General features: G+C 63.1%; 18 protein-coding genes and 3 pseudogenes. 12 read left to right on the top strand and 9 right to left on the bottom strand.

Going from position 1 to position 21,592, the window contains the following annotated elements; genetic code table 11:
* Positions 1 to 163: 163 nt before the first annotated feature.
* Positions 164 to 691 carry a xanthine phosphoribosyltransferase gene (gene gpt / locus ACSKB8_RS25905; protein ID WP_438107294.1) on the bottom strand — a complete coding sequence of 176 codons (528 nt, stop codon included), beginning with the start codon at positions 689 to 691 and terminating at the stop codon, positions 164 to 166.
* A gap of 42 nt (positions 692 to 733) precedes the next feature.
* Positions 734 to 1,471 carry a competence/damage-inducible protein A gene (locus tag ACSKB8_RS25900; protein WP_128932977.1) on the bottom strand — a complete coding sequence of 246 codons (738 nt, stop codon included), beginning with the start codon at positions 1,469 to 1,471 and terminating at the stop codon, positions 734 to 736.
* Between the two features lie 221 nt (positions 1,472 to 1,692).
* Between ACSKB8_RS25900 and ACSKB8_RS25895 the strand changes: the two are divergent.
* The 5 genes and pseudogenes from ACSKB8_RS25895 (at position 1,693) to ACSKB8_RS25875 (ending at position 6,846) form a co-directional block, all read left to right on the top strand.
* Positions 1,693 to 3,110, top strand: a pseudogene (locus ACSKB8_RS25895) (circularly permuted type 2 ATP-grasp protein).
* Positions 3,111 to 3,114: 4 nt separating this feature from the next.
* A complete protein-coding gene (locus tag ACSKB8_RS25890) occupies positions 3,115 to 4,059 on the top strand; it encodes an alpha-E domain-containing protein (protein ID WP_370985494.1) in 945 nt (314 codons plus the stop codon).
* Positions 4,060 to 4,256: 197 nt separating this feature from the next.
* A complete protein-coding gene (locus ACSKB8_RS25885) occupies positions 4,257 to 5,099 on the top strand; it encodes a transglutaminase family protein (protein ID WP_370985493.1) in 843 nt (280 codons plus the stop codon).
* Positions 5,100 to 5,304: 205 nt separating this feature from the next.
* A complete protein-coding gene (locus ACSKB8_RS25880; RefSeq protein ID WP_128932974.1) occupies positions 5,305 to 6,063 on the top strand; it encodes a proteasome-type protease in 759 nt (252 codons plus the stop codon).
* A 24-nt stretch (positions 6,064 to 6,087) separates the two neighbouring features.
* On the top strand, positions 6,088 to 6,846 hold the full coding sequence (locus ACSKB8_RS25875) for an SDR family oxidoreductase (RefSeq protein ID WP_091888875.1): 759 nt from the start codon (positions 6,088 to 6,090) through the stop codon (positions 6,844 to 6,846).
* Positions 6,847 to 6,977: 131 nt separating this feature from the next.
* Here ACSKB8_RS25875 and ACSKB8_RS25870 read toward each other — a convergent pair whose 3' ends face one another.
* Positions 6,978 to 8,216 (bottom strand): MFS transporter, encoded by a 1,239-nt coding sequence (locus ACSKB8_RS25870; protein ID WP_438107291.1) that lies wholly within the window; start codon positions 8,214 to 8,216, stop codon positions 6,978 to 6,980.
* Positions 8,217 to 8,388: 172 nt separating this feature from the next.
* On the opposite strand from ACSKB8_RS25870, the gene ACSKB8_RS25865 reads away from it, so the two are divergent.
* Complete coding sequence (locus ACSKB8_RS25865; RefSeq protein ID WP_438107289.1) at positions 8,389 to 9,639, top strand: NupC/NupG family nucleoside CNT transporter; 1,251 nt, start codon at positions 8,389 to 8,391, stop codon at positions 9,637 to 9,639.
* Positions 9,640 to 9,771: 132 nt separating this feature from the next.
* On the opposite strand, the gene ACSKB8_RS25860 is transcribed toward ACSKB8_RS25865, so the two are convergent.
* Positions 9,772 to 10,299 (bottom strand): cupin domain-containing protein, encoded by a 528-nt coding sequence (locus tag ACSKB8_RS25860; protein WP_438107287.1) that lies wholly within the window; start codon positions 10,297 to 10,299, stop codon positions 9,772 to 9,774.
* Between the two features lie 220 nt (positions 10,300 to 10,519).
* On the opposite strand from ACSKB8_RS25860, the gene ACSKB8_RS25855 reads away from it, so the two are divergent.
* Positions 10,520 to 12,649 (top strand): O-linked N-acetylglucosamine transferase family protein, encoded by a 2,130-nt coding sequence (locus tag ACSKB8_RS25855; RefSeq protein WP_438107285.1) that lies wholly within the window; start codon positions 10,520 to 10,522, stop codon positions 12,647 to 12,649.
* Between the two features lie 7 nt (positions 12,650 to 12,656).
* Here ACSKB8_RS25855 and ACSKB8_RS25850 read toward each other — a convergent pair whose 3' ends face one another.
* The gene (locus ACSKB8_RS25850; RefSeq protein WP_091888885.1) at positions 12,657 to 12,944 is read right to left on the bottom strand and encodes an usg protein; all 288 of its coding nucleotides are present in this window, start codon (positions 12,942 to 12,944) and stop codon (positions 12,657 to 12,659) included.
* 381 nt (positions 12,945 to 13,325) lie between these two features.
* On the opposite strand from ACSKB8_RS25850, the gene ACSKB8_RS25845 reads away from it, so the two are divergent.
* Positions 13,326 to 13,640, top strand: a complete 315-nt coding sequence (locus ACSKB8_RS25845) for a co-chaperone GroES (protein ID WP_091888887.1) — start codon at positions 13,326 to 13,328, stop codon at positions 13,638 to 13,640.
* Positions 13,641 to 13,685: 45 nt separating this feature from the next.
* The gene (gene groL, locus ACSKB8_RS25840) at positions 13,686 to 15,326 is read left to right on the top strand and encodes a chaperonin GroEL (protein WP_060736470.1); all 1,641 of its coding nucleotides are present in this window, start codon (positions 13,686 to 13,688) and stop codon (positions 15,324 to 15,326) included.
* A 238-nt stretch (positions 15,327 to 15,564) separates the two neighbouring features.
* Here groL and ACSKB8_RS25835 read toward each other — a convergent pair whose 3' ends face one another.
* Complete coding sequence (locus tag ACSKB8_RS25835) at positions 15,565 to 16,110, bottom strand: hypothetical protein (protein ID WP_438107283.1); 546 nt, start codon at positions 16,108 to 16,110, stop codon at positions 15,565 to 15,567.
* A gap of 214 nt (positions 16,111 to 16,324) precedes the next feature.
* Here ACSKB8_RS25835 and ACSKB8_RS25830 point away from each other — a divergent pair, with 214 nt between their 5' ends.
* Positions 16,325 to 16,555: a GIY-YIG nuclease family protein gene (locus ACSKB8_RS25830; RefSeq protein WP_438107281.1), complete on the top strand. Its 231-nt coding sequence runs from the start codon at positions 16,325 to 16,327 to the stop codon at positions 16,553 to 16,555.
* Positions 16,556 to 16,614: 59 nt separating this feature from the next.
* Here the strand turns inward: ACSKB8_RS25830 and lepB are convergent, their stop codons facing one another.
* The gene (gene lepB, locus ACSKB8_RS25825; protein ID WP_438107279.1) at positions 16,615 to 17,367 is read right to left on the bottom strand and encodes a signal peptidase I; all 753 of its coding nucleotides are present in this window, start codon (positions 17,365 to 17,367) and stop codon (positions 16,615 to 16,617) included.
* A 177-nt stretch (positions 17,368 to 17,544) separates the two neighbouring features.
* Positions 17,545 to 18,379 (bottom strand): annotated as a pseudogene (locus ACSKB8_RS25820) (LysR family transcriptional regulator).
* 129 nt (positions 18,380 to 18,508) lie between these two features.
* Here ACSKB8_RS25820 and ACSKB8_RS25815 point away from each other — a divergent pair.
* Complete coding sequence (locus tag ACSKB8_RS25815; protein WP_438107278.1) at positions 18,509 to 19,102, top strand: cysteine hydrolase family protein; 594 nt, start codon at positions 18,509 to 18,511, stop codon at positions 19,100 to 19,102.
* Between the two features lie 122 nt (positions 19,103 to 19,224).
* On the opposite strand, the gene ACSKB8_RS25810 is transcribed toward ACSKB8_RS25815, so the two are convergent.
* Entirely contained in the window at positions 19,225 to 20,331 is a 1,107-nt protein-coding gene (locus ACSKB8_RS25810) for a DUF2778 domain-containing protein (protein WP_438107276.1), read from the bottom strand.
* 678 nt (positions 20,332 to 21,009) lie between these two features.
* Here ACSKB8_RS25810 and ACSKB8_RS25805 point away from each other — a divergent pair.
* Positions 21,010 to 21,535, top strand: a pseudogene (locus ACSKB8_RS25805) (FecR domain-containing protein).
* Positions 21,536 to 21,592 lie beyond the last annotated feature (57 nt).

The raw sequence follows: 21,592 nt of genomic DNA, 5'->3' as shown, positions 1-21,592 counted from the left end.
CTCTCCCCGTTCTTACGGGGCCGCGACGAGCTTCGCTCGCGCTGAGAGGGTCGGGGTGAGGGGCTGCTTCCGCAAATTCGGTGACAGTAGGACTCGCGGAGGGTCCCCCTCACCCGCGCCTTCGGCGCGACCTCTCCCGCAAGCGGGGCGAGGTGGAGAAAACTCACGCCGCCCCATCTCGCAGCGGCGGGTGATAGGACAGCGCGGTGTCCCAGGGGAAGAAGATCCAGGTGTCCTGCGACACCTCCGTGATGAAGGTATCGACCAGCGGACGGCCCATCGGCTTGGCGTAAACCGTGGCGAAGTGCGCATCGGGCAGCATCTCGCGCACCAGCTTGCCGGTCTTGCCGGTGTCGACGAGGTCGTCGACGATCAACAGCCCTTTGCCGGTGCCGCCGCCGAGCTTCATCGCCGCCTCGGAAATACCCTTGAGGACCTGGAGCTCGCCCTGCTTGTTGTGATCGTAGCTGGCGATGCAGACCGTATCGATGACGCGCACGCCAAGCTCGCGCGCCACGATCGCGGCCGGCACCAGGCCGCCGCGGGTGATCGCGATCACCGCATGGAACGGGCCGACCTCGTTCAGCCGCCAGGTCAGCGCCCGGCAATCGCGGTGGAACTGGTCCCACGAGACCGGGAAGGCCTTGCCCGCCCGCTCCTGCGCGCTCAGTTCCGGTGCTTCACCAACCATTGTCGTCTCCTGCTTCGTAAAGCGTCCAGTAAGCTGGGCGCTTTAGCGAGTGATGTTCAATCCCGCCAGCATTTCCTTCACCGCCGCCATCGCCGCCGCGAGCTTCTCCGCATCGCGCGAGCGCACCACGAGATTGGTGTTGGGCCTCTGCTCTTCGTCCATGAAGGGATAGCTGCCGATGATGGTGTCGGGGTGAGCGGCGGCAATGGCCCGCAGCGGACTGCCGATGTCGCCCTCCCGCGCATTGGCGCGGACCGATTCGGAAAGCATGCGCACGCCGGATTTCAGCTTGGGCGAGACGATGTCCATCATCGCCTGCATGATCGAGGGCACGCCGGCCATCACGATGACATTGCCGATCTTGAAGCCGGGGGCGAGGATGGTGGCGCTCTGGATCAGCTCGGCACCATCAGGGATGCGGGCCATGCGCAAGCGGGCCTCGTTGAGATCCTGCTCGCTCCATCGCTCGCGGAAGCGGGCGACCACCTCCGGGTGATGGTCGATGCCGACGCCAAAGGCCTTGGCGACGCTGTCGGCAGTGATGTCGTCATGGGTCGGGCCGATGCCGCCAGTGGTGAAGACATAGGTGTAGCGTTGCCGCAGTGCATTCAACGCGGCGATGATGTCGTCCTCCTCGTCGGAGACGATCCGCACTTCCTTCAGGTCGATGCCGATATTGGTCAGATATTCGGCGATGAAGCCGATGTTCTTGTCCTTGGTCCGGCCGGACAGGATTTCGTCCCCAATGACCAGAATGCCCGCCGTGACGATCTCGCTCATAAAACTGTCCCTCACCTGTGGCGCCGACTTTGCCGAGGTAACGCGTTCAAGTCACGCGGTTTTGCTGCCGAAATAAGCAGTCCTCAGCCATTTTTTCAGGCAAGCCGCCGGGCATCCCCGGCAAATGCCCATCCTCCATGCTTATCGCGCTGGCCCGCCCCTTGCTACCACATGAAAGTCATGCACTCTTGCCGCATGGCCACGGAAACAAATCGGGATCTATGGCAATCGCGTTTGATGAAATGAATATTCCCGGCGGGGACCTTCGCCCTGCCTATCAGGAGCTGGCGCGCTGGCTCAAGGAGACGCCTCCCGAGGCGCTCGAATATCGCCGCCAGGAGGCGGAGCTCCTGTTCCGCCGCATCGGCATCACCTTTGCGGTCTATGGCGAAGCCGAGGCGACCGAGCGTCTCATCCCGTTCGACGTGATCCCGCGGATCATGTCCGGCAAGGAATGGGCGCTGCTGGAGAAGGGCCTGAAGCAGCGCGTGCGCGCGCTCGACATGTTTCTGCGCGACATCTATCACGGCCGCGACATTCTTCGCGCCGAGATCGTGCCGACGATCTGATCTTCCAGAACCCGGTGTTCCGTCCCGAGATGAACGGCCAGCAGGTGCCGCACGACGTCTACGTGCACATCGCCGGCATCGACATCGTCCGGGTCGACGCCGAGGATTTCATCGTGCTGGAGGACAATGCGCGGACGCCCTCGGGCGTGTCCTACATGCTCGAAAACCGCGAGATCATGATGCGGCTGTTTCCGGATCTGTTCGCCCGCCACAAGGTGGCGCCGGTCGAACGCTATCCGGACGAGCTGCTCGCCGCGCTGCGCTCGGTCGCGCCGCAGAGCGCCTCGGGCGAGCCAACAGTCGCGCTGCTCACGCCCGGCGTCTACAACTCGGCCTATTACGAGCACTCGTTCCTGGCCGACAAGCTCGGTATCGAGCTGGTCGAGGGGCGCGACCTCATCGTCAAGAACAACGAAGTGTTCATGCGGACCACGGAAGGATTGAAGCGGGTCGACGTAATCTATCGCCGCGTCGATGACGACTTCCTCGATCCCCTCACCTTCCGCCCCGATTCCGTGCTCGGCGTGCCCGGCCTGATGTCGGCCTATGCGGCCGGCAACATCACGCTCGCCAATGCGGTCGGTACCGGCATCGCCGACGACAAGGCGATCTACTCCTACATGCCCGATATCGTAAAGTTCTATCTCGGCGAGGAGCCTATCCTGAAGAACGTGCCGACCTGGCGCTGCCGCGAGCCGAAGGATCTCGCCTATGTGCTGGACAATCTCGGCGAGCTCGTCGTCAAGGAAGTCCATGGCTCCGGCGGCTACGGCATGCTGATCGGCCCCGCCGCGACCAAGGCCACGATCGAAGCCTTCCGCGAGAAGCTCAAGCGCGAGCCGGAAGGCTTTATCGCGCAGCCGACGCTGGCGCTCTCGACCTGCCCGACCTGCACGGCGTCAGGCCTCGCCCCACGCCATGTCGATCTGCGGCCGTTCGTGCTCACCGGCAGCAAGCGCACCACGATCGTGCCGGGCGGGCTGACACGCGTCGCACTGAAGGAAGGCTCCCTGGTGGTGAATTCGAGCCAGGGCGGCGGCACCAAAGACACCTGGATTTTGGACGAGTAGAGAGATGCTGTCGCGTACCGCCGAAAACCTCTACTGGCTCGCCCGCTACGTCGAACGGGCCGAGTATCTCGCGCGCACCATCGATGCGACCTTGCGCGTCACTGCGCTTCCCGCCGCCTATATCGGCAAGACCAATGAATGGGATTCTGCGCTGCTCACCGCAGGCGTCGCCGCCAGCTTCTATCAGCAATATGAGGAAGCCAACGAGTACAACGTCGTCGACTATCTCTCGTTCTCGGCGGACAACCCGTCCTCGATCCGGAACTGCATCGAGGCGGCGCGGCTGAACTCGCGCTCGGTGCGCACGGCGCTGACCAGCGAGATGTGGGACACCATCAACTCGGCCTGGATCGAGCTTCAGGCGGTCTGGAGCAAGGGCACCTCGACGCGCGAGGACCTCGCCAAATTCCTGCGCTTCGTGCAGGAGACCTCGCTGCGCTTCGATGGCTCGGCCTATCGGACCATGCTCCGCAACGATGCCTACTGGTTCTCGCGGATGGGCGTGCATCTCGAACGCGCCGACAACACCGCGCGCATCCTCGATGTGAAGTATCACGTGCTGTTGCCCGAGGAGGAGCATGTCGGCGGTCCCCTCGACTTCTATCAGTGGAGCTCGATCCTGCGCTCGGTCTCGGCGCTGACGGCCTATCATTGGGTCTACCGCGAGACGCTGAAACCCTGGCTGATTGCAGACCTGCTCATCCTCAACGACACGCTGCCGCGCTCGCTGGCAAGCTGCTACGGCAATCTCGTGCGCAACCTCGACCAGATCGGCGTCGCCTATGGCCGCCAGGGCCCGGCACAGCGCCACGCCCGCGGCATCCGCAACCGGCTGGAACACAGCAACATGAACGACATTTTCCAGCACGGCGTGCATGAATTCATTCAGGAATTCATCGCGGACAATTCCAGGCTGGGCGAAATCATCACGAAGCAGTATTTGATCTGATGTCCGCCGACTGACGAAATGGGATAACGTCATGGCCGGGCAACAGCGCGAAGCGCGTCTTCGCGCTAGACGTCCCGGCCATCCACGTTCTTGCTTTCGCGCGACGAAGAAGAACGTGGATGCCCGGGACAAGCCCGGGCATGACGAGCTTCTTTGCGGCGGCAGTCGGGCCCAAACCACTAACGACACGGTCCACCATGCGCCTGCGAATCCAGCACACCACGACCTATCGCTACGAGCCGCCGGCCAGCAGCGTGATCCAGATCCTGCGCATGACGCCCGGCAGCCATGACGGGCAATATGTGGCGGAATGGCAGATCGACGTCTCGACCGACACCAAGCTCGACACCCACGAGGACGCGTTCGGCAACGTCACCCATGTGCTGTCCTGCGGACCCCTCAGTGACATCAAAATCACCGCCGAGGGCCTGATCGAGACCCACGACACCGGCGGCGTGCTGCGCGGCACGGACGAGCGCTTTCCGGCCGGCATGTTTCTGCGCGCGACCGACCTCACCACCGTCAATCCGGCGATGATGGCGGTTGCGCGCCAGTTGCGCAGCGAGGCCGAGAGCGACACGCTCGGCTTCCTGCACACCTTGATGACGCAAATCAGTGATCACATGACCTTCGACGAGGACCCGACCAACAGCGGCACCTCGGCGGCCGAAGCCTTCGCGCTCAAGCGCGGCGTGTGCCAGGACTACGCGCATATCTTCATCGCCTGCGCGCGCAGCGGCGGCGTACCGGCGCGTTTCGTCTCCGGACACTTCCTGCGCTCCGACGGCACCGTGCACCAGGAGGCCGGCCACGCCTGGGCGGAGGCCTACGTGCCCGATCTCGGCTGGGTTGGCTTCGATCCCGCCAACAGCATCTGCGCCACCGACGCCCATGTCCGCGTCGCGATCGGGCTCGACTATCTCGGCGCAGCCCCCGTGCGCGGCACCCGCTATGGCGGTGGCACGGAGACGCTGACGGTGGCGGTCAAGGTCGAGCAGGCCGGCCGCGGCGGGCAATCGCAATCACAGTGGCAGAGTTAGCTGTCATTCCGGGGCGCGACAACGTCGCGAGCTACGGTACGCAATTGCGCACCTGAGAATCCATCGGGCCACAGAGCTAGTGGATAAATGGATTCCGGGTTCGCGCTGGGCGTGCCCCGGAATGACGTGTCCCTGGGGAATCGGGGGTTGGAGCGGCCCCCGAAATTGGCTAGTAATTCCGCGCAAACGCGTTCGGGGACTGGAAATGACCTATTGTTGCGGAATCCTGGTTCGGGACGGTCTGGTGATGATCGCCGATACCCGCACCAATGCCGGCCTCGACAACGTCTCGACCTTCCGCAAGCTGCACATCTTCTCCAAGCCCGGCGAACGCATCATGGCGATCGCCAGCGCCGGCAACCTCGCCATCAGCCAGTCGGTGCTGTCGACGCTGACCGAAGGCCTGGAGGATCCCGACACGGGCGAGGTCGAGACCTTGATGAACGCGCCGACCATGTTCCAGGCGGCCCAGCGCATCGGCCGGGCGATCCGGGCGGTGCACGCGACCGAAGGACCGGCGCTGAAATCCGAGGATGTCTCGTTCGACGTCTCCTTCCTGTTCGGCGGCCAGATCAAGGGCTCCCGGATGCGCCTGTTCATGATCTACACCGCCGGCAATTTCATCGAGTGCACCACCGACACGCCGTACTTGCAGATCGGCGAGCACAAATACGGTAAGCCGGTGCTCGACCGCGCCATGCATTACGACGTCGAGCTCTACGAGGCGCTGAAGACCGGCCTGATCTCGATGGACTCCACCATGCGCTCCAATCTCGGCGTCGGCCTGCCGATCGACGTGCTGGTGGTGCGCAACGACGCCTGCGAAGCCGATCTCAATCACCGCATCGAGGCGGGCGAGCCCTATTTCCACGATCTGCGCTCGCGCTGGTCGGCGGCGCTGCGCGCCGCGCATCAGAACATTCCGCGCCCGCCCTACAAGAACGAAAAAGAACCCAAAACCTGACAGCGAAAGAAAAGGCAGGAAACAATGAGTGAAACAAAGAAGATCGCAGTGGTGACGGGCGCCGGCACCGGTGTCGGACGTGCGGCGTCGCTGGCGCTGATGAACGCCGGCTTCACCGTGGTGCTCACAGGGCGCCGGCTCGACATGCTCGAGGAGACCGCGAAGCTCGGCCCCGCGGGAAAGAGCCTGTGCGTCACCGCCGACATGACCAAGCCGGATTCGATCGCCGCGCTGTTCGACAAGGTGAAGGCCACCTATGGCCGCCTCGACGTGCTCTTCAACAATGCCGGCATGGGCGCGCCGGCCGTGAACTTCGAGGATCTCAGCCTCGAGCAGTGGCAGGCGGTGGTGAACACCAACCTCACCGGCCCGTTCCTGTGCACGCAGCACGCCTTCCGCATCATGAAGGACCAGACCCCGCGCGGCGGCCGCATCATCAATAACGGCTCGATCTCGGCGCACGCGCCGCGACCGTTCTCGGCCGCCTACACCTCGACCAAGCACGCCATCACGGGCCTCACCAAGGCGTCCAATCTCGACGGCCGCATGTATGACATCGCGGTCGGCCAGGTCGATATCGGCAACGCGGCGACGCCGATGACCGACCGCATGGTCAACGGCCCCGGCGTGCTCCAGCCCGACGGCACCACCAAGCACGAGCCGCGCATGGATGCGAAAGCGGTCGGCGATGCCGTCGCCTACATGGCAAGCCTGCCGCTCGACGCCAACGTGCTGACCATGACGGTGATGGCGACCAAGATGCCGTTCGTCGGGCGGGGGTAATTAAAGAACGCGGCGCCTCCACTATCGTCATTGCGAGCGCAGCGAAGCAATCCAGACTGCCCCCGCGGTGAGATTCTGGATTGCTTCGTCGCAAGGGCTCCTCGCAATGACGTGGAGAGAGCGGAGCCCCCCTACTCCAAACTCTCCACCCGACGCAGGCTGGGGAACAGCTTCATCCACAAGAGCGCCACTGCGACCGTGCAGACGCCGCCGAGCACGGCGGCGGGCATGGCGCCGAACAGGGCGGCGGTGAGCCCGCTCTCGAACTGGCCGAGTTGGTTCGAGGCGTTGATGAACAGGAAGTTCACCGCGCCGACCCGGCCGCGCATCTCGTCGGGCGTCGACAGCTGCACCAGCGAGAAGCGGATCACGACGCTGATCGTGTCGGCCGCGCCCAAGACGGCGAGCGCGAGCACCGACAGCCACATCCAGGACGACAGCGCGAACACGATCGTGGCGACACCGAACACGATCACGGCCTGAAACATGCGCAGGCCCACATGCCGCGAAATGGCGTGACGCGCCAGCACCATGGTCATCAAGAGCGCGCCAACCGCAGGTGCCGCACGCAGCACGCCGAGCCCGACCGGGCCGGTCTGGAGGATGTCGCGGGCATAGATCGGCAACAGCGCGGTGACGCCGCCGAACAGCACCGCGAACAGATCGAGCGAGATGGTGCCGAGGATCGCCGGATTGCCACGGATGAAGCGAACACCGGCAAAGATGTTGTCCGAGTTCGTCCCCTCCTTTGCGATCGCTTGCGGGCGCGGGCGGATGAAGCCGGTCAAAATCATCCCCAAAACCCAGAACAGCACCATCACGGCATAGGCCAGATGCGGCGCGACCGCATAGGCGAATCCGCCGAGCGCCGGCCCCGTGATGGTCGCAACCTGCGCCGCGCCGCTGGAGACCGCGGTGGCGCGCTGGAGCGAACCTTGCGGTGCGATCAGCGGCAGCAGCGCCGCCGTGGTCGGGCTCTCGAAGGCGCCGGCGATGCCGAGCACGAAGGTCGCGACGAAGATCTGCACCTCGCCGACGGCGCCAAGATAGGTGATAAGGGCAAGATAGAGCGCGGTCGCCGCTTCCACGAGCTGGCAGAGCTGGACGACGCGCTTGCGCTCGTAGCGGTCGGCGGCGTGTCCAGCGACGAACACGAGCAGCGCGGTCGGCAGGAACTGGACGAGGCCGACCATGCCGAGATCGAAGGCCGAGCCGGTGAGATCGTAGATCTGCCAGCCGATCGCGACCGCCGCAATCTGGCTGGAAAAGCGCGACAGGCTGCGCGAGACCAAGAAGAACAGGAAGGCGCGGTGGGCGAGGAGCTCGCGGGCACTGACCGGAGGATTTCCGGCTATTGGCTGCTCTGGCATCGCCTCTTGGATCGTCTCTTGGGTCACCCTCGGACCGTCCGCCCCCTGGTTCTCGACGTGCCTCGCGTGACTGAGGCGGACCGGCTTGTCAACAGCGGGACGCCTCCCGCATGTGCCGGCATTGCCTTTGCACCGCAGGCGCGGCCATAATCATTGGGGCTTTGGGGACATCATGCTGCGCTTGCAATCGGCACTCGGCATTTTCGCATTGCTGCTGATCGCCTTCGCGTTGGCGGAGAATCGGCGCGCCGTCTCGCTGCGACAGGCGGCGATCGGCCTCGTCACCACTTTCGCGACCGCCATCGTCCTCCTGAAGCTGCCGATCGTCGCGCGCGCCTTCGGCGCCATCAACGACGCGGTCGGTGCGATCTCCGCGGCCTCGCGCGCCGGCTCCTCGTTCGTGTTCGGCTATGTCGGTGGTGGCCCCCTGCCCTTTGACGTGAAGGTGCCGGGTGCCGATTTCATCCTGGCGTTCCAGGCGCTCCCGATCGTGCTGGTGATGAGCGTGCTGACGACGCTGCTGTTCTATTGGCGGGTGCTGCCGCCGATCGTGCGGGGCATGGCCTGGCTGCTGGAGCGCACCTTAGGGGTCGGCGGCGCGGTCGGGCTGTCCACCGCCGCCAACATCTTCCTCGGCATGGTCGAGGCGCCGCTGTTCGTGCGGCCGTATCTGAAGCAGATGACGCGCAGCGAATTGTTCCTGGTGATGACGGGCGGCATGGCCGGTATCGCCGGCACGGTGCTGGTGCTCTATGCGATGCTCCTTGCTCCCCTCATCCCCGATGCGGCCGCGCATTTCGTCATCGCCTCCGTGCTGGGCGCCCCGGCCGCGATCCTCGTCAGCCTGATCATGGTGCCCGAGACCTCAGACAGGCGCACCGGCGGCGCGCTGGAAAATCCCGAGATGGAGGTCTCCGGCACGATGGACGCGATCGTGAAAGGGACGAGTGCGGGGATCGAGCTGCTGATCAACATCGTTGCGATGCTGCTGGTGCTGGTGGCGCTGGTCTATCTCGTCAACGCAATCCTCAGCCTGCTGCCTGATATCGGCGGCGCCCCAATCTCGCTGCAACGGCTGCTGGGTCTGGTGATGGCGCCGGTATGCTGGCTGATGGGGCTGCCATGGGACCAGGCGGTCACCGCCGGCAGCCTGATGGGCACCAAAACCGTGCTCAACGAGCTGATCGCCTATGTCGACTTCTCGAAGCTGCCACCCGATACGCTCGATCCGCGCTCGCGCCTGATCATGCTCTACGCGATGTGCGGCTTCGCCAATTTTGCCAGCCTCGGCATCATGATCGGCGGCCTCGGCGTCATGGCGCCGGAGCGACGTGAGGAGATCAACGCGCTCGGATTGAAGTCGGTCGTGTCGGGCACGCTGACGACGTGCCTGATGGGAGCGGTTGTGGGGGTGCTGGCGTAGGCTCTCTGCCCGTCATTGCGAGCGAAGCGAAGCAATCCAGAAATGTGTCCGCGGAGATAGTCTGGATTGCTTCGTCGCAAGAGCTCCTCGCAATGACGAGTGGAGAGAGTTGTGCGCTGTTCCTGATAGCGCCTACGCCTTCAACTCCACCGTCTTGAACTCCGCCGGCAGGATCACCTCAAGCAATTCCACGTCGTCCGAATAATCCAGAATCATGTGCTTGATCTTCGGCGGCTGGGTCCAGGCACTGCCTTCCTTCATCAAGGTCTCGCCCTGGCCGTCCATGTAGGTCTTCACCCAGCCCTTGAGCACGTAGACCATCTGGAAGTCGACGTCGTGATAGTGCAGCTTCGACACCTCGGCCGGATTGCAGGGGCCTTGCAGGCGGATCACATGCGCTTGCGCGAGGCCGTGGGTCGCCTCTGCGATGCCAAGGTCGCGGTATTTTGCGTAGGCGCGCAGGCCGTCGGCTTTGAAGTCTTCCTCCCGGTGATGGCTGATCGCGATGCGCTGCTTAGCACGTGCGAGCTTCTTGGGTGCGGCAGTGCGGGCCTTCGCCTTCACCGCCTTGCGTGCCGAGGATCGCGCCGCCGCCTTGGCGCCGCTCCGCTTCTTCACCGCGGTCTTCGTTGCGGGTTTTGATGCCTTTTGCTTGGCCATTGTCTGCCTCCCTGATCTGAGCCGCGCCCCGCCGGACGGGTACAACCCGAAGGCAGATTATCCAGTCTTGGACCAAGCAGCAATTGCCGGGCTTAAGGCCAGTCACTCGACGACCCAATCGGTCGTAGCTTGTCCCAAGCTGTCGTGGCGAGCGGCCATCGTCTCGTATTCGTTCTCACGCTGAATTAATCTCGCCGGGAGATTCTGGGGGAATTGATTCATGGGCAATAGCGTAGGTCAGCGTGCATTTCAAAATGCCCGGCTTCAGAAACGGCAGAAGGCCGAAGTGTTGCCATTGCTCGGGCACGCACTCCAGCTGCACAAGATGGGGCTTCTCCCCGAGGCCCAGACTGCCTATCGCCAACTCCTGCAGCTCGCACCCAACCAATTCATCGCGCTGCATATGCTCGGCACTTTGGAGTCCGATGCCAAAAACTACCAGCAAGCCGAAATTCTGCTGAACCGAGCGGTTGCCGTGGATCCGCGATCTGCCGAAGCTCATATGAGCCTAGGCGTCGCGCGAAACGGGCTACGACGTCACGATGAGGCACGCGAGAGCTATCGAAAGGCCCTCGCCTTGCGACCCAACTACGCCCTGGCCCTGTCCAATCTCGGCAACGCGAGCGTGGCCCTTGATCTCGTCCAAGAAGCGCTCGAGAGCTACGACAAGGCGCTCGCGATTAACGCCAACCTTGCCGAAGCCCACAACGGTCGGGGTTGGGCGCTCTGCCGTCAGCGCAACTATGACGAGGCCGTCGCAAGCCTGAACCGCGCGCTGTCGATCAAGCCTGACTATGCCTCAGCGCTCGCGAACCGCGCCATCGCGTTGCGAGAACTTCAGCGATTTGACGAAGCCCTGGCAGACGGCGATCGGGCAATCGCGCTGGCACCCGACGACGCGAATGGGTGGCTCGCGCGGGCCGGTGTCCTGCTCCAGATCCAGCAAATTGCCCAGGCATCGCACGATTGCGAGAAGGCCCTCGCGATCGCTCCCAATTCCATTCAAGCTCACTCGGTGCTCGGCCTTTGTCTCGCCGGGCTAGGCCGGGTCGAGGAAGCCCTCGCCAGTTTCGACAGAGCCCTTGACATCCAGCCTGACCTCCAGAGCGCGATCTCCAACAAGATATTCACGCTCGATTTTGTGCCGAACGCCAGCGTCGAGCAGCATCAGCAAGCGCGGCGAGTATGGTGGGAGCAGATCGGCGCGAAAATCGCTTCAGAAGCGGCGGGACCGCATGACAATGGCCGCGATCTGGATCGCCGTCTGGTGCTTGGCTATGTCTCGTCGGATTTTAACGCGCATTCGGCCGCGTTCGTTTTCAAGCCAGTCCTGCAACACCATGACCGGGCGCAGTTCGAGATCGTGTGCTACTCTTGTTCGTCAAAAGTGGATGCGACGACCGGCGAATTTCAAGGGTTCGCCGATCGCTGGCGCGACGCCTCGCAATGGACCGACGATCGCCTCGCCGCTCAGATCCGCGCCGATGGCGTCGATATCCTGATCGATCTGTCCGGCCATACCAGAGGAAACCGGCTCGGCGTGTTCGCGCGCAAGCCGGCACCGATCCAGGTGCATGGTTGGGGCCACGGCACTGGCACGGGGCTGCCAACGATCGATTATCTGTTCTCGGACCCCGTCGCGATTCCTTTCGCGGTTCGGCATCTGTTTGCGGAGACCGTTGTCGACCTGCCGTGCTTCGTGACGCTGGCGCCACTGCCGGCTGGGATTGCTCGGGCGGAGGCGCCGGCGCTCTCGAACGGCTTCGTCACATTCGGTGTCTTCAACCGCATCAGCAAGATTTCGGACGAGGCGGTGGAAGTCTGGTCCAGGATTCTCGAGCGGGTGCCGGGTTCGCGACTTCTGATCAAGGATGTTGCGCTGGACGATCAACTGGTCCGCGACAATCTGCTGGCGCGGTTTGCGGCTTGCCGATTGCCGGCCGAACGCGTCGATCTGCTCGGAGCCACCTTGCGAAGCGAACATCTGGCATCGTTCAATCGCGTCGACATTGCGCTCGACACCTTCCCACAGAATGGCGGCGTCAGCACACTGGAAGCCTTGCAGATGGGGGTGCCAGTGGTGGCGAAGCTCGGGACCAGTCTGCCCAGCCGTGCCGGCGGCGCCATCCTCACCGCGCTTGGCCTGCCGAACTGGGTCGCGGATGGCAATGAGGCCTATATCGAAATCGCAGCTAGCGGTGCGGCGCAGATCGGCGACCTCGACAAGCTGCGCCGCGAACTGCCCGGACAGATCGACGCTGCTGCCGCCGGCAATCCTGCCTCATACGCGCGAGCGGTGGACGAGGCCTATCGCGCGATGTGGAAAAGCTATTGCAACGGCGGCGTCTGATCTCTCCTCAATGCAGCCGGAACACGCCATCTACGGCGCGCAGCTCGGCCGGCTTGATCAGCTTGGAATGCGCCACCGTCACCGAGAACAAGGGCCCGTCGAGCTTTTCCTGCCAGAAGGCGAGGAAATCCTTCAGCGCCGGAAATTTCGGAAACATGTCGTAGTTCTGCCAGACGTAAGTCTGGAGCAGCGAGGGATGATCCGGCATCCGATAGAGAATTTGCGCCGTCGTCAGCCCGTAACCCAGCATCTGTTTCCGGAAATCCTCGGAAACGCCCCCACTCCGCAGTCCCATGCCAACCTCCTTTGCAGGAGCGCATTGAAGGGGGCGGCCTGGTCGGTGTGTGCTTGACGAGCCACCCGGTACTGATGCGCTCACATGAGAGAAATGTGACGCAAACTGACAATTCATCTCAAGCCCAAAAGTTTAACAAGCTGTTGAAATTCAATGCGTTAGCAGCAGACGCGGCTCCGTGCTAATACGGGCCCGGCGCGCCGTTAACGATGGAAAAGAGATTCTGGCAGTCCGCGCTTCCGGGTGCTAATTTTTCTGCTAGAAGCCCTTGCCCCCGCAAAATTCCCGTCCTATTTCTGCCTCGCTCGTGCTAGCACTCGCGGGCAACGACTGCTAACCATCTAAAAATCCTCAACTCGTGCAATTGCTTAGGAGGACTGCATGAAATTCCGTCCGCTTCACGACCGCGTCGTGGTCAAGCGCATCGACGCAGAAGAGAAGACCGCTGGCGGCATCATCATTCCCGACACTGCCAAGGAAAAGCCCTCCCAGGGCGAAGTCATCGCCGTCGGCCCCGGTGGCCGCGACGAAGCCGGCAAGCTGATCCCGATCGACCTCAAGATCGGCGACCGCGTGCTGTTCGGCAAGTGGTCCGGCACCGAAGTCAAGATCGACGGCGAAGACCTGCTGATCATGAAGGAAAGCGACATCATGGGCGTCCTCGACGTCCCCGCTTCCAAGAAGAAGGCGGCCTAAGAGCCTCTCTTTCCCTCCAGTCAAACACCTCAAGGAAAATTCCAGATGGCAGCCAAAGAAGTCAAATTCTCGGTTGAAGCGCGCGACAAGATGTTGCGCGGCGTCGACGTCCTCGCCAATGCGGTGAAGGTCACGCTCGGTCCGAAGGGCCGCAACGTCGTGCTCGACAAGTCGTTCGGCGCTCCCCGCATCACCAAGGACGGCGTCACCGTCGCCAAGGAGATCGAGCTCGACGACAAGTTCGAGAACATGGGCGCCCAGATGGTGCGCGAAGTCGCCTCCAAGTCCGCTGACGCGGCCGGCGACGGCACCACCACCGCCACCGTGCTGGCCCAGGCGATCGTGAAGGAAGGCGCGAAGTCCGTTGCCGCCGGCATGAACCCGATGGACCTCAAGCGCGGTATCGACCTCGCGGTCGAAGCCGTGGTTGCGGACCTCCAGAAGAACTCCAAGAAGGTCACCTCGAACGACGAGATCGCCCAGGTCGGCACCATCTCGGCCAACGGCGACCAGGAGATCGGCAAGTTCCTCTCCGACGCCATGAAGAAGGTCGGCAACGAGGGTGTCATCACCGTCGAGGAAGCCAAGTCGCTCGAGACCGAGCTCGACGTCGTCGAGGGCATGCAGTTCGACCGCGGCTACATCTCGCCCTACTTCGTCACCAACGCCGACAAGATGCGCGTTGAGATGGACGACGCCTACATCCTCATCAACGAGAAGAAGCTCTCCTCGCTGAACGAGCTGCTGCCTCTGCTCGAGGCCGTGGTGCAGACCGGCAAGCCGCTGGTCATCGTCGCCGAGGACGTCGAAGGCGAAGCCCTTGCGACCCTGGTCGTGAACCGCCTGCGCGGCGGCCTCAAGGTCGCGGCCGTCAAGGCTCCCGGCTTCGGCGATCGCCGCAAGGCCATGCTGCAGGACATCGCGATCCTGACCGGCGGCCAGGCGATCTCGGAAGATCTCGGCATCAAGCTCGAGAACGTCACGCTCAACATGCTCGGTCGCGCCAAGAAGGTGATGATCGACAAGGAGAACACCACGATCGTCAACGGCGCCGGCAAGAAGGCCGACATCGAGGCGCGCGTGGCCCAGATCAAGGCGCAGATCGAGGAGACCACCTCGGACTACGACCGTGAGAAGCTCCAGGAGCGTCTGGCCAAGCTCGCCGGCGGCGTCGCGGTGATCCGCGTCGGCGGCGCGACCGAGGTCGAGGTGAAGGAGCGCAAGGATCGCGTTGATGACGCGATGCATGCGACCCGCGCGGCCGTGGAAGAAGGCATCGTCCCGGGCGGCGGCGTCGCCCTGCTCCGTGCCTCCGAGCAGCTCAAGGGCCTGCGTACCAAGAACGACGACCAGAAGACCGGCGTCGAGATCGTGCGCAAGGCGCTGTCGGCGCCCGCTCGCCAGATCGCGATCAACGCCGGTGAAGACGGCTCGGTGATCGTCGGCAAGATCCTGGAGAACAAGGCCTACAATTACGGCTTCGACTCCCAGACCGGCGAATATGCCGACCTCGTCAAGAAGGGCATCATCGACCCGACCAAGGTGGTCCGTACCGCGATCCAGAACGCAGCCTCGGTTGCCGCGCTTCTGATCACCACGGAAGCGATGGTCGCCGAGCTGCCCAAGAAGGGCGGCGCCGGTCCGGCGATGCCCCCCGGCGGCGGCATGGGCGGCATGGACTTCTAAGGTCCGGCCACTCTGGCAAACGACGAAATGCGAAGCCCCGGCAGCGATGCCGGGGTTTTTGTTTGGTAGTCAGGCCAATCCGGAAGCAAGAGTTAAGCTCGCTTCTCCAAGTCTACTTTTGCGTAGAGTCGATGAGCCTCGGCAGCAGCGCTTATCAAGAAATCTCTAGCGTACGTGGTGACAAGTCTTGGATAGTCGTTACTGATTGTGAGCCGGTCGCCAAGATCACTTGTAGCAACTACAATTTCGTCGAACGGCAATTTCCGTTTCTGTCGACGATTGACGTGCGATAGTAAGACAACGTGAATACATCGATGCCTGATGACACGAGGAATGCCAACATTTTGGAAGTCCCTCGTCCCTTCGCATCCACCAGAGACAATTTCGACCTTTGCTCAATCAATCGCACCAATCGCAAGCAATAGGATTCAAACAAACCGAGGGCCAAGAAGAGATTTCCCGAGGACATCCAATTTGGAAACGACACAAACAACTTCTCAAACTCGTAGAACCAGCGTGTATCCCGCAGACGCTGAGCTACTTCGTCTTGCTTCGGATCCCCTGTAGTCGGAAAATAGGAGCGCAACTTTTCCTCTTCTACGGCCCGCTCATGCTCAATTAGGTTTGGTGTCTTCCAGATATAGTCTCCTAAATTATCGAACTCGTGCAACACGCGTGATGCAAGTCGGCGAAATAGATCGTGCAGCTCCTGCTCTTCCGGAAAATTGAGAAAATCGCCGATCCGTTTCCATTCCTCCATGTGCCTCCGATCTAGGTCATCCACGCGAGTCTCCTGGCTGCTGCGCTATCCTTCCAACGTCCTCAAGGCTGATACCCATTGTCAAGGCCCTGTTTTCTACTACTCTACCAATGGTAGCACAATCTTGTCATTCCGGGGCGCGACGAAGTCGCGAGCCCGGAATCCATTTCACAGCTTGCTCATGGCCTATTAGGTCTACCTCCTCGCCAGCAAGAAATACGGAACGCTCTACATCGGCGTGACGAATGATATCGTCCGCCGCATCCATGAACATAAGAACAAAGTCGCTCCTGGTTTCAGCAAGCGGTACTCCGTCGACAGGCTTGTTTGGTTCGAGATCTACGACGATCCCATCACCGCGATCACGCGCGAGAAGGAATTGAAGAAGTGGCGACGGGAATGGAAAATCCGGCTTATTGAGGAGAAGAATCCTCAGTGGTTCGACCTGTATCCGCAAATTGCGGTCTGAACTTGCGGATCAATGGATTTCGGGCTCGGCGCTTTGCGACGCCCCGGAATGACGGGGCCTCACTCCACCTTCCCCAGCCGCTCCATGTGCGGCTCGCCGTCTTCGTCGAGCGACCAGAAGATCCGCGTCACCTTCCCGACGAGATTGTCCATCGGCACGAAACCGAATGTCGACATCATGCGGCTGTCGGTGGAGTTGTCGCGACTGTCGCCGAGCGCGAAGAAGTTGCCCGGCGGTACCGTGAAGACGTTGGTATTGTCCAGGAAGCCGTTGTCGATGCAGTCATAGGTCACATAGGACACGCCGCTCGGCAGCGTCTCGCGCCAGCGCTTGACCTTGACGCCGCCGTCCACACCGCAGGCAGCGCCGGCGAGGCCGTACTCGAGCGCGACGCGCGTCACCGGGCGGTCGTTGAGGATGAGCTGGCCCTGCCGCATCTGGATGCGGTCGCCGGGCAGCCCGACCACGCGCTTGACGTAATCGACCGAACTGTCCTTCGCCGTCCGGAATACGACGATGTCGCCATACTCGGGCTCGGCGGCAAAGACACGGCCCGAGATCCAGGACTGCGCGAACGGGAAGGAATAGCGGCCGTAGCCATAGGCATATTTTGCGGCGAAGACGTAGTCGCCGACCATCAGCGTCGGCGCCATCGAACCAGAAGGGATGTTGAACGGCTGATACAGGAAGAAGCGAAGCAGGAACGGCGGCGACCACAGCACCGGGATCAGCAGGATCAGGATGACAATCGCCTTCCATTCCGGCGACTGCGCCGACGACCGCGGTCGGATCGTTTCCTGAAGAATGGTCATGCACCTGCCCTGATCAAGTTCGTAGTCGTCGCGAGATTACGCAACTTTTGCGCGCGTGCAATCTCGGCTCCGTGATCTTGGTCGCACAGGCGCGGCCACGCGTTCATCGCGGGGCGACAGACGGATTTGTGAAGGGCCGCCGATGGGCGGCCCTCCGGTTTTCACGCGCTCTCGGGGTTATCGCCGCGCAAGCTCGCTGAAGCAGGCCCGCACCCAGTCGATCGTCACGCGGGTCGCGGCGTCGCGCTTGAGATGGTTTTGCACCAGCAGCCAGACGTCGCGCCGTTTCGGCAGCAGCGTGGCGCGCAGGCGGCGGTCGCCGAGCAAATCGGTGCAGCTGTGCTCCGGCAGCACGCCCGCGGCCTGGTGCGACCGGATCAGCGTGCGGATGACGCGGACATTGTCGGTGACGCAGCGCGGCCGGATTTTCTTCGTCCGCAGGAATTGCATCTCGGGAATGGCGCCGAGCTCGTCCGGATAGGCGCACAGCACCGGCTCGCCTTCAGTCGCGACCGGTTCGAAATAGTAGATGCGGATGTCGCCGAGTCTTGGAGATCGAGAAGTCTCCCTTGTCGGGCTTGCGCAGGCGGATCGCGAGATCGGCTTCCCAGCGCGAGAATTTGACGTTCTCGCTCGAGGTCAGGAATTGCAGCGTCAGGCCGGGATTGGCGCGCAGGAAGTCGCTCGCGCGCGGCGCCAGCACCTCCTCAGCGACCGCATTGGTCGTGGCGATGCGCAGTCGTCCCACCGGGCCCGGCAGGCTCTCGCTGATGCGGCCGATCTCGGCGGCATGCACCGCCATGGCCTGGACGTGCGCCAGCACCGCCTCGCACTGACGGGTCGGCTTGCGGAGACCGTCCGCAGCCTCGAACAGGCGCAGGCCGAGCGCTCGCTCGATGCGCGACAGCCGGCGTCCGACCGTGGTCTCGTCGATGCGCAGCCGCGCGCTGGCGCCGGCATAGGTGCCCTCGTCCCTGACCGCGGCGATGATGCGAAGATCGTCCCAGTTCATGGCTTCAAGGCTACATCGGCCGGCATTGGCCTGCAATATCGCAGCCATCGGCTGCAATATCCCTGCATATCAGCAGGCTACCGACGAGCTATGCTAGGCCCACGTTCCGCCTTGGAGATTTTGAAGATCATGACGCCCGCAAAGACCCTGCTGCAGCTCGCCGGTGCCGACCTCACCCCGCCGCGTCTTGGCGACGCCGCGCTGGTGCTGATCGACATCCAGAATGAATATCTCGCAGGTCCCCTCGCCCTGCCCGACGCCAAGCCTGCGATCGTGCGGGCGGCCGGCCTGCTGGCACGGGCGCGCGAGCGCGGATCTGCAATCATCCATATCGCCCATCGCGGCAAGTCCGGCGGCCTGTTCGATCGCTCCGCCGATCGCGGTGCCATCGTCGCCGAGCTCGCGCCGCGTGCGGACGAGCTCGTGATCGAGAAGGAGTTGCCGAACGCCTTCGCCGGCACCGACTTGCAGGCGCAGCTCGCCGCGAGCGGACGCAAGAATATCGTGCTGGCCGGCTTCATGACGCACATGTGCGTCAGCTCCACCGCCCGTGCCGCGCTCGATCTCGGCTTTCGCACGACCATCGATGCCGATGCCTGCGCCACGCGTGATCTGCCCGACGGCCGCGGCGGCACGCTGGACGCCCGGACCATCCACGAGGTCGCGCTGGCCGAGCTGTCAGACCGCTTCGCGATCATCGCGCGCGGCGATGCGCTGACGTGAGTGCCGGCTGAATCTGGGCTTTTCCCGCAAGGGGACATTGAAGTCGGCCCAAAAGCGCGATGACGATTCATCCTCATCTCATTGCGCTTTAGACGGGCAAACATCGGCGGGCTTTGCCGACGTCAATCCACCCGCGCCAGCACCGCGAGCTTGCGGATGCCCTTGTTGCGGTAGGCGTCGAGGAATGCGTAATAGTCCTTGAACGACACGCAGCCGTTGGAATCGCCGTTCGGTCCGAGCATGAAGGTGTGCGCGAGCAAGCCGTCGCGGCCGTAGATCGCACTCTCGCCGCCGACCGGAGTCAGGCGCAGCGCCGGCACGCCGTGGAACAGCGCCTCGCGCGGCTTCAGCGTGTAGATGTGCGGCGGCGTCACGCCGCGCATGCGGACTTTCGACGAGCGCGGGTCGTCGAGATTGGAGCCGAGGCCGGAATGCGCCTCGAGCTTGGTGCCATCGGGCAGATAAACCGTCTTGGCGGTGATGTCGTAGACCGCGGTGTCGCGCTCATAGGGCGGCGCGCCACCGAACATCGGGTTCTGCTCCTTCGGCGCGATCGACGCGGTAATGCTGGCATCGGCCGAGGCATAGGCGAGCAGCCCGCCGGACGGCTCACGCTTGCCCCAGAGTTTTTCGACCATCGACTGGCGCGGACCGGTGATCGACATCACCGCGGCCTTGGCGCGATCGGCGAAGGATTTTGGCTTTGCCTCGGGCGCCGGCACGATCTCGGCCGGATCGGCCGAGGCCAGCTGCACGCCTGCGTCAGCGCGCTTGGCCTTGCCAGCGTCCGCAATCTTGGCCGAGCCGTGCGGCTTCAGCGCGTCCGCGACCTTCGCGATCACGCTCGGCTTCGCGGCCTCCTTCAGCGCGTCCTTTGACGTTTCCTTGGCCTCGGCAACCCTGGTTGCGGGCGCGGCAGGCGCGGCGCTGGCCGCGTTCGAGGCCACGCCTTGCGTCGCAGCCGCGGCAAAGCGCTCGTTGAACATCTCGCGCGAGATCGGCGCGGCCACCTGCAACCGGTCGGGCAAGAGCGCGAAGGCTTCCTTGACCGCCTCACCCGCCTCGCGCAGCGCGACCTTGGGCGCGCGCTTGATCACCGGCTCGTCGTAGCCGCTGTTGCCGACGGTTGGATAGACGCTGGCGCCGAGGATGTTGGTGTAGATGGTCCAGCCGGCGCCGATCACGACGCAGCCGATCGCCGCGGCGCCAAGCCAATTGTGGGTGGTCATTTTCCGGGAAGATTTCCGCGAATAATTCTTCGAGAATTTCTTGGACTTCCGTGCCGCGTTACTCTGCGCAGCGATACTCGTACTCATTCGCCTTGCGTCCAGGACGGTGTCACTCAGTCCCCCTTCGAAGCGCCGCTGGTCACGATCCGGGAACAGCATCTCGCAGAGGGTCGGAGCGTCATTAAGGCGACTTTTAGTTAAATGCAGATTAAGTTCAGGCAGATGTGGGGCAACTCGTTAATGCTGTCCCATTTCGAGAAATAAGCCCGCAGAACTACGGACTTAGGCGAGATTGTTAACTATAATTCTCGGCCGGAGCGGTGCGGTCAGCGCCCCTCCTCGGCCGCCTTTCTAAACGCATCCAACCAAGTCATTTTCGTGGTCTTCAATACCGCCTCACCCTAGCGGCTGAGCATTGCGCGAGGCTGGCGGACGCCGCTTCCAGCAGCCCTGCCCCGAGCCGGCCGATCGCGGCAATAGCTCACGCACATCTCACACCTCGGACCGGAGCGCTCATGCGGCACGGCGCCGTGACTGAAAGTTGATCGCCCCGGTCTGGCAATCGCCGCCACGAGAAAATAGCTCCCACCTCGGCACTTTTCAGCAGCCTCTGCGGGTGATACGGTGGCGTATCAACATCGCCTTGAACTGTGCCGAGCACGCGAAACGGAGGCTGGCATGAGAGGCTTTTCACGCGCCGGGTTTTACGCCGTGGCGTGGTCATTGTTGTTGATTGGGTTTGCAAGTGCACAGCCTGCGACCAATGCGGGCTGCACGGCATCACCGTCGGTCGCGGGCACGCAAGTCTGGCGCTGCGACAACGGCATCACGATCGTTGCCGAAAACGGCGCCAGATTTGAACTAAAGGACGCCAACCGCGACGGACATATAGAACTCCGTGGAGTTGAGCAGCAAAGCCCTGCTGATCGAGGTGCGCAAGAAGCCCGGCGGCAATCCCTTCAAGGTACTGACGCCGCAGGCGATCGCCGCAGTGCGCGGCACGAAATGGGCGGTCGATGTCGCTGACGCCAAGACCTCCGTGTTCGTCGCCGACGGCCGCGTCGGCGTGAGCCGCAGGGCCCGCGGACGCGGTGTCGTGCTCGGACCGGGTGAAGGCGTCGATGTCGAGCCAACCGGCCCGTTGACCGTCAAGACATGGGGCCAGCCGCGCGTCGACGCGCTGATGGCAAGGCTCGGACAATAAGGCCGGGTCGACAACGCTCGGCCAATGAGTTTTGGACGATAAAAGATTGCAAACCGA

The sequence above is a fragment of the Bradyrhizobium sp. BR 1432 genome (genome assembly GCF_051547705.1).
GTDB classification, from domain to species: domain Bacteria; phylum Pseudomonadota; class Alphaproteobacteria; order Rhizobiales; family Xanthobacteraceae; genus Bradyrhizobium; species Bradyrhizobium zhanjiangense.
The sequence above is the reverse complement of the archived record's forward strand: the minus strand, read 5'-3'. Positions and strand labels throughout refer to the sequence as shown.